Consider the following 13,171-nt stretch of genomic DNA (forward strand, 5'->3'; position numbering starts at 1 on the left):
TCGTATATGAAATACGATAGCGTCCCGAATGTCGGGCATCCCTTACGGGCACGAGGATGGGTGAAACAGATGTCATTGCTGGCAGGTCGGACCGCCGTGGTCACCGGAGCGGCTCAGGGATTGGGTTTCGCGATCGCGCAGCGGTTCGTCGACGAGGGTGCGCGGGTCGTGCTCGGTGACCTGAACCTGGATGCCACGCAGGTCGCCGCCGAGAAACTCGGCGGCGCCGACGTGGCCCGCGCGGTCCGGTGCGACGTGACGAACGCTGCCGAAGTGGAGGCGCTGGTCGCGGCGGCGGTCGAGTTCGGCGGGCTCGACGTCATGGTCAACAACGCGGGGATCACCCGCGACGCGACGATGCGCAAGATGAGTGAGGATGACTTCGACCAGGTGATCGCCGTGCACCTGAAGGGCACCTGGAACGGACTGCGTGCCGCGGGTGCGGTCATGCGGGAGAACAAGCGCGGCGCGATCGTGAACATGTCGTCGATCTCCGGAAAGGTCGGCATGGTCGGGCAGACCAACTACTCGGCCGCCAAAGCCGGGATCGTCGGCATGACCAAGGCCGCATCCAAGGAGCTCGCCTACCTCGGCGTCCGGGTCAACGCCATCCAGCCCGGTCTCATCCGATCGGCCATGACAGAGGCCATGCCGCAACGTATTTGGGACTCCAAGGTCGCCGAGGTCCCGATGGGACGGGCCGGCGAACCCGACGAGGTCGCCAACGTCGCACTGTTCCTGGCCTCGGATCTGTCGTCCTACATGACGGGCACCGTCCTGGAGGTCACCGGCGGACGGCACCTGTGATGCGCGACGCGGTCATCTGCGAACCGGTCCGCACACCGATCGGACGCTACAACGGGATGTTCAAGTCGCTGACAGCCGTCGAGCTCGGGGTTGTGGCACTGCAGGGACTCCTCGACCGCACCGGGGTCGCACCCGAGGTGGTCGAGGACGTCATCGTCGGACACTGCTACCCGAGCATGGAAGCACCCGCCATCGGCAGGGTGATCGCCCTCGACGCGGGCCTGCCGGTGAGCGTGCCCGGCATGCAGATCGACCGGCGCTGCGGTTCAGGACTGCAGGCCGTCATCCAGGCAGCCATGCAAGTGGCAAGCGGCAACAACGATCTCGTCGTCGCCGGCGGCGCCGAATCGATGAGCAACGTCGTCTTCCACTCGACCGACATGCGCTGGGGCGGAGCCAGAAGCGGCGTCACTGTGCACGACGCGCTGGCCCGCGGTCGCAGCACCGCCGGAGGCAAGAACTATCCGGTACCGGGCGGCATGCTCGAGACCGCGGAGAATCTGCGCCGTGAGTACGGAATCGGGCGGCAGGAGCAGGACGAACTCGCCGTGCGGTCGCATCAGCGTGCGGTGGCGGCCCAGAAGGACGGCCTGCTCGCGGAGACGATCGTGCCGGTGACGGTATCCAGTCGCTCCGGCGACGAGGTGATCGATACCGACGAGCATCCGCGCTCCGACACGTCGGTCGAGGCGCTCGCCAAACTCAAACCCGTACTGGGCAAGTCGGATCCCGAGGCCACCGTCACCGCAGGAAACTCCAGCGGCCAGAACGACGCCGCGTCGATGTGTCTGGTGACGACTCCGGAGAAGGCCGCCGAACTCGGCCTGCAACCACTCGTCCGGATCGTGTCCTGGGGTGTCGCCGGGGTTGCCCCCAACGTGATGGGCATAGGTCCCGTCCCCGCCACTGACGTCGCCCTGGCCAAGGCCGGCCTCACACTGGCGGACATGGATCTCATCGAACTGAACGAGGCGTTCGCCGCGCAGGCGTTGGCCTGTATGCGGGAGTTCACGTTCACCGACGCGGACCTGGAGCGCACCAACGTCCACGGTTCCGGAATCTCGTTGGGGCATCCCGTCGGTGCGACGGGCGGACGGATGCTTGCGACCCTGGCGCGTGAGCTGCACCGGCGCGACGGCCGCTACGGCCTGGAGACGATGTGCATCGGTGGCGGGCAGGGTCTCGCGGCTGTTTTCGAGAGGGTGTCATGACAAGACTGGCTCAGACGCTTGGCCTGACCGAGTTTCAAACCGAGATCGTCTCGACGGTACGGCAATTCGTCGACAAGGAAGTCATCCCGACCGCCCAGGAACTCGAGCACGGCGACACCTACCCGCAGGCGATAGTCGACGCCATGAAGGAGATGGGCCTGTTCGGGCTCATGATCCCGGAGGAGTACGGCGGACTGGGGGAATCGCTGCTCACCTACGCTCTGTGTGTCGAGGAACTGGCGCGCGGCTGGATGAGCGTCTCGGGTGTCATCAACACCCACTTCATCGTCGCGTACATGATCCGCCAGCACGGCACCGATGCGCAGAAGCAGCACCACCTTCCGCGAATGGCCACCGGCGAGACACGGGGCGCATTCTCGATGTCGGAACCCGAACTCGGATCCGATGTCGCGGCGATCCGCACCCGCGCCAAGAACAACGGCGACGGCACCTACACGATCGACGGCCAGAAGATGTGGCTCACCAACGGCGGCAGTTCGACACTGGTCGCGACACTGGTCCGTACCGACGAGGGCGCCGACAAGGCCCACCGCAACCTGACGGCGTTCCTGGTCGAAAAGCCCACGGGCTTCGGCGAAGTCGTCCCGGGGCTGACCATTCCGGGCAAGCTCGACAAACTCGGCTACAAAGGCATCGACACCACCGAGCTCGTCTTCGACGGGTACCAGGCCAAGGCCACCGACATCCTCGGCGAGGCGCCGGGGCAGGGCTTCTTCCAGATGATGGACGGCGTCGAGGTCGGACGGGTGAACGTGTCCGCCCGTGCTTGCGGGGTCGGGGTGCGGGCGTTCGAGCTGGCGGTCCGGTATGCCCAGCAGCGCAGCACCTTCGGCAAGCCGATCGCCGAACACCAGGCCATCGCGTTCCAATTGGCCGAGATGGCAACCAAAGTCGAGGCAGCGCACCTGATGATGGTCAACGCGGCGCGGCTCAAGGACTCCGGCGACCGCAACGATGTCGCGGCGGGCATGGCCAAGTACTTCGCGAGCGAGGTGTGTGCCGAGGTGACCCAGCAGAGCTTCCGGATCCACGGCGGGTACGGCTACTCCAAGGAGTACGAGATCGAGCGGCTGATGCGCGACGCCCCGTTCCTGCTCATCGGTGAAGGCACCAGCGAGATCCAGAAGAACATCATCAGCAAGAGACTGCTGGCAGATTACCGGGTCTAGGGCGATGAGCATCCCCGAATTCGCGGCCAGGCCGCAGCTGGCCGAGGACGTCGCCCGGTTCGTGCGCCGACGCATCTTCGAGGGCACCTATCCGGCGGGGAAGTACATCCGGTTGGAGCAGTTGGCTGCCGAACTCGGTATCAGTGTCACCCCGGTGCGGGAGGCGCTGTTCGGGCTGCGCGCCGAGGGTCTGCTGGACCTGTTGCCGCGGCGCGGATTCGTCGTCCTGCCGATCACGAAACGCGATATCGCCGATGTCGCCGACGTGCAGGCCCACATCGGCGGGGTGCTAGCCAGCCGCGCCGCCGAGTGCATCACCGACGAACAGCTGCGCGACCTTACCCGCATCCAGCAGGAACTCGAAAGCGCCTACAAAGCAGACGATCACGAGGCCGCGGTGCGGCTCAACCACGAGTTCCACCGGGCTGTCAACCTCGCGGCGGGGTCACCGAAACTCGCACAGCTGATGGGACAGATCACCCGGTTCGCGCTCGAATCGGTGTATCCCACCGTCAAAGGCTGGCCCGCCCATTCGATGAAGGATCACCGCCTGCTCCTCGCCGCACTGAAGAAGCGCGACGGGGAGGCGGCGCGGTCGGCCATGTCGAAACACCTGTGTGCGGCCGCGGGGCCGCTGATCGACCATCTCACCGACCGCGGGGTGGTCAGCTGATGGGGGTTCTCGACGGCATACGCGTGCTCGACTACGGCAGGTTCATCGCAGCACCATGGTGCTCGGCGTTGCTCGCCGACATGGGTGCCGACGTGATCCGGGTGGAGAAACGCGAAGGCGGTGAGGACCGCTGGGTGCAGTCGGTCACCGAGGGTGGGGAGGGCGGCACCTTCCTGCAGTGCAACCGCAACAAGCGGTCGCTGACGCTGGACACCACCACCGACGAAGGTAAAGAGATCACCCGCAAGCTGGTGGCCGACGCGGACATCGTCGTCGCCAACATGCCAGCGGCCGGAATGCGTTCCAGCGGTCTGGATTACGAGACGCTGCGGGCGATCAAGGCCGACATCATCCTTGCCAGCGCGACGGCCTACGGCGAGGGCGGGCCCTACAGTGAGCGAATCGGGTTCGACGGCGCCGGCCAGGTGATGTCGGGCGCGGTCTACCGACAGGGTCTGCCGGAGATGCCCATCCGGACGGTGGTGCCGTATGCGGACTTCGGCACGGCGCTCACGCTGACCATCGGGGTCATGATGGCGCTGTTCCACCGCGACCGCACCGGCGTGGGCCAGCACGTCGAAGGGGCGTTGCTGCCTACGGCGATGATGCTGTCGAACGCCTTCCTGATCGAGCGAGACCTGCTCGGCATCGACAAGCCCCGCATGGGCAATCAAGGCGCCTCGGTGGCGCCCTGCGACCTGTACCGGACTTCTGACGACGGCTGGGTCCTGTTGCAGATCGCCGGGGCGCCGATGTTCAGACGATGGTGCCGCCTGGTCGAGCGGCTCGATCTGTTCGACGATCCGCGGTTCGCCGACGACGATCTGCGGTGGAAGCACGGTGATGTGCTCAACGGCATCATGGCCGACTGGTGCGCCGGCAAGACCAAGGCCGAGGTGCTCGAACTCTTGGAGGCCGCGAAACTGCCTGCCGCGCCGATGCATTCCACGCAGGATGTCCTCGACGACCCCCATGTGCAGGCGATGGGCTACCTGCAGCGGATTCCGTTTCCCGGGACCTCGCAGGGCGTGCCGATCATCGAGACACCCTTCCGGCTCTCGGCCACCCCGGGCGAGATTCGTCGTCGGGCGCCGCTGCTCGGCGAGCACACCGGCGAGATCCTCGCAGAAATCGGCTACACCGACGACGAGATCGCCGGGCTGCGGGAGCGGTCCGTCGTCTGACCACGGGTCGCGAGGACTACGGACTTTCCGGGGTGATCGCGGCACCGGCCGCTGGTATTCCTGGATTCATGACCGATAAACACGTGCTGGAACCTGCGGCGCAAGCCTTCGCGGATGCGACCGCCAAGCCACCGTTTCTCTACTAACTGGGGCCGGTGGGCGCCTGAAAAGTGCTCGACGACGTGCAGGCCGCTCCGGTCGGCAAGCTCGACGTCGAGGAACGATGGATCACCGTCCCGTGCGACGTCGGAGACGTCCCGGTGCGAATTGTCACCCCCGCCCGTAGTGACGGCCCGCTCCCCGTCGTGCTCTACATTCACGGTGGCGGCTGGGTTCTCGGGAACGCCGGCACGCACGACCGGTTGGTACGTGAGCTTGCCGTGGGTGCCCACGCAGCGGTCGTCTTCGTGGAGTACGACCGGTCACCGGAGGCCCGCTACCCCGTCGCGATCGAACAGGCATACGCGACGGGGCAATGGATCACCCGCCACGGAGCGGATGAAGGCCTGGATGCCGGACGGCTTGCCGTCGCGGGAGATTCCGTGGGCAGCAACATGACTGCGGCGGTAGCCCTCATGGCGAAGCAGCGCGGCGACGTCACGTTCGTTCATCAGTCGATGTACTACCCGGTCACCGATGCGGCGCAAGACGCGGCGAGTTACGCAGAGTTCGCCGACGGCCCGTTCCTGACGGCGAAATCGATGGCGTGGTTCTGGGATTGCTATCTTCCCGACATCGCCTTGCGGTCAGAGATCACGGCGTCCCCGCTGCGGGCGACGCGCGACGATCTTCGTGGGCTTCCGCCCGCACTGGTGATCGTCGACGAGAACGACGTCCTGCGCGACGAAGGTGAAGCCTACGCGCGCAAGTTGACCGCGGCGGGCGTCCGTACCACGAGCGTGCGTGTCAACGGCATCATCCACGACTTCATGATGCTCAATCCGGTCAGGGACACAGCGGCGGCTTCTGCCGCCATCGATCTCGCGATTCGGACTCTGCAGAACGTGTTCGCGCGGTAATCCCCAATGCACAGCGATACGACCGTACTCGTCACAGGGGCCGCAGGTTACGTCGGCAGCCATGTGGTCAACCAGCTACTGCGCCGCGGTTACCGCGTCCGCGCGGCGGTCCGCAGTGACCGGCGTGCCGACGAGGTGCGCCGAAATGTCGCCGCCGAGGCGCTCGACACCGGCAGGCTGGAGTTCGCCCTCACCGATCTCGGCGCCGATGAGGGCTGGCGCGAAGCAGCCACTGGCACAACGTTTGTGATGCACGTCGCCTCACCGTTCCCGTCGCACACACCCCGCACCGACGACGAGATCATCGCCCCCGCACGGGATGGGACGCTGAGGGTGTTGGCCGCGGCACGCGACGCCGGATGCTCGCGGGTGGTGCTGACCTCATCCTTCGCCGCGGTCGGCTACTCGCCCAGCAGTACGGACAACTGGTCGGAGGCCGACTGGACGGACCCGTCCGACACGAACACGGCCTACATCCGTTCGAAGGCCATCGCCGAACGCGCCGCGTGGGACTTCGTTGCCTCCGAAGGGGAAAGCCTCGAACTGACGACGATCGTCCCGGTCGGGATCTTCGGACCGACGATCGGCGAGCACCTGTCGACGTCGGTGCGGTTCATCCAGGCGATGCTCACCGGCGAGATGGAACGTGTGCTGCCGCAATACTTCGGGGTGGTCGACGTTCGCGACGTCGCAGACGCCCACCTTCGCGCGATGACCACAGATGCGGCGGCAGGCGAACGCATCCTCGTCGTCGCCGACGGCCCCGCGCAGAGCTTTCTGGGTCCGGCGACGATTCTCCGCAAGGGGCTGGGCGAATCGGCGAGCAGGGTCCCGACTGCCGAATTCTCCGACGAAGAGGTCCGGGAGTTGGCGCAGAGCGATCCGGTGTTTCGCGAGGCGCTCAGTCAACTCGGCAAACGCCCGCGAATCAGTAACGCCAAAGCGAAGGAACTCCTCGGCTGGATGCCGCGTCCGGTGCACGACACGATCCTCGACACCGCCCGCTCCCTACTCGACACCGGATAGCGGTCAGCCGCTCAGCAGATCACGCAACCGCACGGTGTCGACCTTGCCCGTCGCACCCCGGGGGATCACCGAGTCGTTGTCGAGGAGTGTCCAGACCGTGGGCACCTTGAAGCTGCTGAGCACCTTGCGTGCCGCCTCGCGAAGCCCGTCGGCAGTGTGGGTGGGGTCGCACACGACGGCCGCCCCGACGCGATTGCCCTGCGGGCCCGGCACATTGGTCACGAATGCCGCCAGGACACCGACGAGGGTGCGGAGCGCCTGCTCCACTTCGATGGGGTACACGGTGGCGCCGCTGACCTTGAACATGTCGTCGGAGCGGCCGTCGTAGAACAGGAATCCGTCGTCCGTCAGGTGGCCGAGGTCGCCGGTCGGATAGTAGCCGTCGGCGGTGAACACCTCCTCACGGGTCCGACCGCAGATGCCGCGCAAGATGTGCGGGCCGCGGATGTGGATCATCCCGATGGTTCCTGCCGGCACGGTGTCGCCGGTGTCGGGGTCTGCTATCCGAACATTTACGTCGGAGAATGGTTTTCCGCAGCTGCCCCACGCTGCTTCGGGCATGTCGGTATCGGCGGCATAGCCGCAGTAGGGCCCGAACGACTCCGTCATGCCGAACAGCCGGGCACGGGATCCGGGTCGCCCTTGCAGCCCGGCTGGAAGCAGCGCGTCGAGGCTGCCCGGTCTCAGTGTCGTGAGCTGCACCCTCGACGCGGGCAGGTGTCGCGCGAGCGCTTCGGCTTGATCGGGCCAGCCCCGGAACAGCGTCACCCGCTCTGCGGCAAGCAGGCGCAATGTCGAATCAGGCTGGGGGACAGGCTCGGTCACCAATGTCGCGCCGGCGGCGAGTGCCGACAACAGGCCGCCGCCGAACCCGCCGACCCAGAAGAACGGCATCGGCAGGTAGAGCCGGGTGTCGGCGCCGATGCAGCGTGCCGCGAGTCCGGATCGGACCGCGCCGAGGGCGTTGCCGTGGGAGTGCCGAACTCCCTTGGGTGGTCCGCTGCTGCCGGAGGTGAACATGATCGCCATCGGATCGGCGGGCCGGATGCCGCGTGCCATCGCCTCGGCGGTGCTGACCGCAGCCGGATGACGCGGCAGTGCGGCTACCTCCTCGGCAGTCCAGATGGTTCGCAGGGCAGGCAGCGGTCCTTCGAGTTGATCGAGGTAGCGGTGCCCGCGGAACTCTTCGACGGCGATGAGATGCTGCACCGAGGCGGTCCGCAGGTGGGCGGCCAGCTCGGGTGGTGTCAGCAGTGTGCTCAACGGCACGAGTACCGCGCCGATGCGCATGAGCGCCAGTCCGATTCGGGCCCATTCCACACCGTTGGGCATCAGCAGGGCGACCCGCGCACCCTTGCCGATTCCCGCGGCGACGAACGCCGCGCCGAGGTCGCGGGAATCCCGGTCCATCTCGCCATAGGTGATCCGGTCGACGGGATCGACGATCGCATCCTTCGACCCCAGCAATGCTCGGTCGCGGATCAATCCGTCGATGGTTTCACTCATCGAAGAGCTTTCGCAGCGCGGGGAGGTCGACCTTCCCGCTGGACAGCATCGGGACGTCGCCGTGCCGCAGCGAAACGACCCGGCGTGGGATCTTGTACGCGGACAACAGCGATCGCACGGCACCGGACACGGTGTCGCGGTCGATCACCGCGCCGGAGTCGGTCGCGATCGCAGCGGCCACGATCTGCCCTCGTTCGTCGTCGGGCAGGCCGAGGACGTGCACCGCGACGCTGGCGTCGATTGTCTGCAGTGCTGCGGTGACAGCCTTCTCGACCTCGGCGGGGGCGACGTTGGCGCCGGCGGTCTTGATCATCGAGCCGGCCCGACCGATGAAGTAGAACAGTCCGTCGTCGTCACGGCGCACCAGGTCTCCGGTGCGGAACCAGCCGTCGGCGTCGAAGGTCTCCTCGCGGCTGCGGCCGTAATAACCCTGCATCAAATGGGGGCCGCGCAGCAGGAGCTCGCTGTCGACGATGCGTGCCTCGAAGCCCGGTGCCAGGTAACCGTAGGAGCCACGCCGGGATTCGGGCTGGTCGGATTCGTCGCCGCTGAGCAGTACGACGCTGCCGGCCTCGGTCATGCCGAGCATGTTGTGCCGCAAAGCCGGATCCGCGGGCCTGGTCTCGGGGGCCATGATGGGGTACAGATTGCCGCGCCGCATCGAGGACAGGTCGCGGGAGGCGAAGGTCGGATGACGGGCGAGGTGGGCGATTCCTGCCACGAAGCCGTTGGTGACAGTGGGCTTCTCGGATTCGAGGAGATCGAGTGTGATTGCGGCGTCGGTGGCGTTCGAACAGATCAGCGTGGCACCGGCGAGGAGGGTAGCAAGAAGCCCGAACGCGAAGCCGCCGATCCAGAAGAACGGTGAGTTGCAGAACAGGCGATCGTCGTCGGTGAGCCCGCGAATCCCGTTGAGACTTCGCTGGTGTGCGATCAGCGACCCGTGGGTGTGGACGACACCTTTGGGATCACTCGTCGAGCCCGACGTGTAGATGATCGCGAGCACGTCAGAGCCGTCGACCTGATCTTCGAGGCCTTCCAGGATCGCGGGCCCGCCACCGGCGACGGCCTCGACGTCGAAGACGATGTGGCGCAACACCGGGATCTCGGCACTGAACAGCGGACCCTCGGCAGTCGGCAGTCCGACCACTTCGCCGAGGTCGGCCACGAAGTCGTGCCCCCGGTACGCCGACGTCGCGAGAAGGATGGCGACGTCGCTGTCGAGAAGCTGCCTGCGAAGTTCCGGGGCGGTGCTGAAGGTGGAAAAGGGGACGACGACGGCACCGATACGCGCGGCGGCCAGCGTGGCGACGGCGAACTGCGGTCCGTTGGGATACAGCAGGCCGATGTGCGTTCCCTTGCCCGCGCCGAGTTCGACGAGATGCTCGGCCAGCACCGCCGATCGGGTGTCGGCCTCGACATAGGTGAGGTGTTCGTCGTCACAGATCAGCAGGGGTTTGTCGGCGTACCGACGCTGCTCGCGCAGGACGCCGGCGATGGTGGTCGGCGCGGGGCTCACGGCGCGGGGAAATGCGACCGGACGGCGGTGAGATCGGGCTTACCAGAAGGGGTCCGGGGAATCTCGCCGGTGATCACCACCGCTGTGGGAATCTCGTAGCGCGCCAAGCGGGTCTGGAGATACGCGAGCAGCTCCTCGGATGTGACGGTGGTGCCCGCGCGAAGCTCGACGAGGGCGACCGGCGTCTCGCCGAGCCGCTCGTCGGGCCGGCCGACCACTGCGGCGCCGGCAACGGCGGGGTGCCCCTCGATCGCGGATTTGACGTCGTCGGGCATCACCTTGAAGCCGCCGCGGATGATCGCCTGGTCGGCGCGTCCGAGGATCCAGAGAAATCCGTCGGCGTCGATGCGCGCCACGTCGGTGGTTTGCATCCATTCGCCGCTTTCGGCCAATTGCGCCGGGATGACCTCGAGGAGGCCTTGCCCGCCGGGCGGGACTTCGATGCGGTTGTCGTCGACGACGCGAAGGCGCGCGCCCGGGTTGGCCCGGCCAACGCTGCCACGCTTGTCGCGCCAGTGCTTCTGGTGGTCGGCCAGCGTCCAGCTCGCGACGCCGCCGCCGAATTCGGTTGCCGCATAGGATGTCAACACCGGGATGCCGAACTTCTCGGTGAACGCGTCGGCGTCTTCGGCTGACAACGGTGCCGTTCCCGACGTCACCGCGCGCACACTGTCGAGGTCGTCGCGGGTCAGGTCGGAGTGCAGCACCATGCGTAGCGCGGCGGGTACCAGCGACACCGCCTTCGGTCGGTGCTCACGCACGGCATCGGCCCACTGCCGAAGGTCGAATTTCGGGAGCAGGACGAACGGGCGGGCCTCGGCCAGACAGAGCAACACCCGGAACACCCCGCCGACGTGGACGAGTGGAGAGTTGACGATCGCGACGCCCCGACGAAGTTCGGTGGGGGACGGCGACTTCGACGGTTCCCGTCCCATGACGCTGCGGGCCAGCATCTCGTAGGTGAGGTCCACCCGTTTGGGGGGACCGGTGGTTCCGCTGGTGAGCATCCAGACCGCGACGCCGGGCCGGCCCGGGTGGTCGGTCGCGGCGCCGGGCGCGACGTCCGGCGGGGAATCCAGATCGGACAGTGCGATCGTCGTCGCCGAGGTCCCGGACGCGAGCGCAGCGAGGTCGTCGGCGGTGCCGATGATGATCGGCAGACGCAACTGGTCGATGTCTGCCCGGGTCCGGTCGTTACCGCGCGACGGGTTGATGACGACGACGGTGCCACCTGCCGACAGCACACCGAGCAATGCGGCGATGTGGACCGGGCTGTTGCGCAGCATGATTCCGGCCCGTGCGGTGCCGACGAGATCACGGATGCGCGCCGTGAGCGTGCCCACCTGGCCCCAGGTGGACCATTCGCCGCTGAACTGGATTGCTGGGGCGGTGGGCTCGATCGCGAGCACGTCGTCGATCCGCCGCGACAGGGGATGACGCACTAGCGGACCCGCGGCTTCGATTTCGGGATGGGACGCTTCGCCAGCTCGGCTTTGGCGATCGGGTTCCCGAGGCGGGTGTAGATCAGGCCCTGGTCCATCGCTGTCCGGTACGGCTTGTCGAGCGATTCCCAGATCGCCTTGACCGTGCCCTGTGTGGCGGTCGGTGGTTTGGCGGCGATGGTGGCGGCGATCTCCTGTGCGCGGTCCCAGAGTTGGCCCTCGGCAACCACTTCGGTGACCAACCCGATCCGCAGCGCGGTCTGCGCTCCGACACGTTCGTCGTTGCCCATCAACGCCATCCGGAGTGTGTCGCCGAGACCGACGCGTCGCATGAGCCCGACGGGTTCCAGTGCGGAGACCAGTCCGGCGCTGACATGGGAGTCGAAGAAGGTCGCGCCGTCGGAGCAGATGACGACGTCGGCCTCGTTGACGAAGTACAGCGCCCCGGCGGTGCACATGCCCTGGACGGCGCACACCACCGGCTTCCACATCTTCTGCCATTTCGGACTCAGAAGTTCACCCGGATCCTCGTGGTTCCAGACGATCTCGGGCTGCCCGTAACTGGATTTCACATCGAGGCCGGCGCTGAAGGCTCGCTCGCCTGCCGCGCGCAGCACGACAGCGTTGATCTCCTCGTCGGACTTGATCGTGTGCCAGACGTCGCGCATCTCCTCGCACATGGTCCGGTTGAACGAGTTCAACGCCTCGGGCCGGTTCAGCGTGACGGTCGCGACGCGACTGTCGTGGTCGAGGTCGAGAAGGATGGTGTCGAACTGCGTCATCGGCACTGCCAATTGGGTGTGCGCTTCTCGACGAAGGCCAGCGGCCCTTCCTGGGCGTCTTCGGTGCGGACCACCCGCTCGCGGAACGTCTCGGCGAGGATCTCGCCCTCCAGGAGAGGCAGGTCGAGTGTCTTGTGGATGGCCAGCCGGGTGCCGCGAACTGCCAGCGGCGCGTTGGAGTTCACGATGTCAGCGATCTCGTGGGCGCGCTCGAGCAGCTTGTCGTGTTCGACGACCTCGGTGATCATGCCGAGTTCGTAGGCGCGTTCCGCTGACATCCGTTCGTGCTTGCCCATCAACGCCATTCGCAGGGCCACAGATCGTGGCAGCGCGCGGGCCAGCCGCACCATCTCACGCGCGGCGACCAGTCCGATGCTCACATGGGGGTCGAAGAAGGTGGCTTTGTCGGAGGCGATGACGATGTCACCGGTGGTGACCCAGTCCAGGCCGGCCCCGCAGCAGATCCCGTTGATCGCGGCGAGAACAGGTTTGGCCATCCGGCGGAACGGGGGAGTGCCTTCCTGCGGCGCCTCCCACTGGTCGTAGGTGGACAGGTAGGGACGCTCGTAGATCACCTTGCCGTCCTCGGGGATCTCCTTGACGTCGGCGCCGGTGCAGAACGCCCGGCCCGTCCCGGTGACGATCATCAGCCAGATGTTGTCGTCGCCCTCGGCTTCGTCGTAGGCGGCGCGTAGTTCGGTCACCATGTGGGGCGACAGCGCGTTGAGAGCCTCGGGCCGATTGAGTGTGATGGTGGCCTTGTGGCCGTCGACGTCGTAGGAGATGGTGTCGTAGCTGGAGGGACTCACGGG

Annotated in this window: 12 protein-coding genes; 7 read left to right on the plus strand and 5 right to left on the minus strand. The window is 66.8% G+C overall.

What is annotated here, in order from left to right; translation table 11 throughout:
* The first annotated feature begins 69 nt into the window (after positions 1-69).
* The 7 genes from fabG (at position 70) to P9A17_RS08355 (ending at position 7,110) form a co-directional block, all read left to right on the plus strand.
* Entirely contained in the window at positions 70-807 is a 738-nt protein-coding gene (gene fabG / locus P9A17_RS08325; protein ID WP_278038077.1) for a 3-oxoacyl-ACP reductase FabG, read from the plus strand.
* Positions 807-2,018, plus strand: coding sequence for an acetyl-CoA C-acetyltransferase (locus P9A17_RS08330; protein WP_278038078.1), 1,212 nt, complete (start codon positions 807-809; stop codon positions 2,016-2,018). Before fabG ends, P9A17_RS08330 begins: the two co-directional genes overlap by 1 nt.
* Positions 2,015-3,208, plus strand: coding sequence for an acyl-CoA dehydrogenase family protein (locus tag P9A17_RS08335; protein WP_278038079.1), 1,194 nt, complete (start codon positions 2,015-2,017; stop codon positions 3,206-3,208). The genes P9A17_RS08330 and P9A17_RS08335 overlap by 4 nt, the downstream gene beginning before the upstream one ends.
* A 4-nt stretch (positions 3,209-3,212) precedes the next feature.
* Positions 3,213-3,881, plus strand: a complete 669-nt coding sequence (locus P9A17_RS08340; RefSeq protein WP_278038080.1) for a GntR family transcriptional regulator — start codon at positions 3,213-3,215, stop codon at positions 3,879-3,881.
* Positions 3,881-5,065 carry a CoA transferase gene (locus P9A17_RS08345; protein WP_278038081.1) on the plus strand — a complete coding sequence of 395 codons (1,185 nt, stop codon included), beginning with the start codon at positions 3,881-3,883 and terminating at the stop codon, positions 5,063-5,065. The genes P9A17_RS08340 and P9A17_RS08345 overlap by 1 nt, the downstream gene beginning before the upstream one ends.
* A gap of 170 nt (positions 5,066-5,235) precedes the next feature.
* Positions 5,236-6,084 (plus strand): alpha/beta hydrolase, encoded by an 849-nt coding sequence (locus P9A17_RS08350; RefSeq protein ID WP_347403830.1) that lies wholly within the window; start codon positions 5,236-5,238, stop codon positions 6,082-6,084.
* 6 nt (positions 6,085-6,090) lie between these two features.
* Positions 6,091-7,110, plus strand: coding sequence for an NAD-dependent epimerase/dehydratase family protein (locus tag P9A17_RS08355; RefSeq protein ID WP_278038082.1), 1,020 nt, complete (start codon positions 6,091-6,093; stop codon positions 7,108-7,110).
* Positions 7,111-7,113: 3 nt separating this feature from the next.
* Here the strand turns inward: P9A17_RS08355 and P9A17_RS08360 are convergent, their stop codons facing one another.
* The 5 genes from P9A17_RS08360 to P9A17_RS08380 are packed head-to-tail and all read right to left on the minus strand — an operon-like array spanning position 7,114 to position 13,168.
* Complete coding sequence (locus P9A17_RS08360) at positions 7,114-8,616, minus strand: class I adenylate-forming enzyme family protein (protein WP_278038083.1); 1,503 nt, start codon at positions 8,614-8,616, stop codon at positions 7,114-7,116.
* Positions 8,609-10,135 (minus strand): class I adenylate-forming enzyme family protein, encoded by a 1,527-nt coding sequence (locus P9A17_RS08365; RefSeq protein WP_278038084.1) that lies wholly within the window; start codon positions 10,133-10,135, stop codon positions 8,609-8,611. Before P9A17_RS08365 ends, P9A17_RS08360 begins: the two co-directional genes overlap by 8 nt.
* On the minus strand, positions 10,132-11,577 hold the full coding sequence (locus tag P9A17_RS08370) for an AMP-binding protein (protein WP_278038085.1): 1,446 nt from the start codon (positions 11,575-11,577) through the stop codon (positions 10,132-10,134). Before P9A17_RS08370 ends, P9A17_RS08365 begins: the two co-directional genes overlap by 4 nt.
* A complete protein-coding gene (locus P9A17_RS08375; protein ID WP_278038086.1) occupies positions 11,577-12,359 on the minus strand; it encodes an enoyl-CoA hydratase/isomerase family protein in 783 nt (260 codons plus the stop codon). Before P9A17_RS08375 ends, P9A17_RS08370 begins: the two co-directional genes overlap by 1 nt.
* Complete coding sequence (locus tag P9A17_RS08380) at positions 12,356-13,168, minus strand: enoyl-CoA hydratase/isomerase family protein (protein WP_278038087.1); 813 nt, start codon at positions 13,166-13,168, stop codon at positions 12,356-12,358. The genes P9A17_RS08375 and P9A17_RS08380 overlap by 4 nt, the downstream gene beginning before the upstream one ends.
* Positions 13,169-13,171: the final 3 nt, after the last annotated feature.

This window comes from Mycobacterium sp. 236(2023) (assembly GCF_029623955.1).
Lineage (GTDB): Bacteria > Actinomycetota > Actinomycetes > Mycobacteriales > Mycobacteriaceae > Mycobacterium.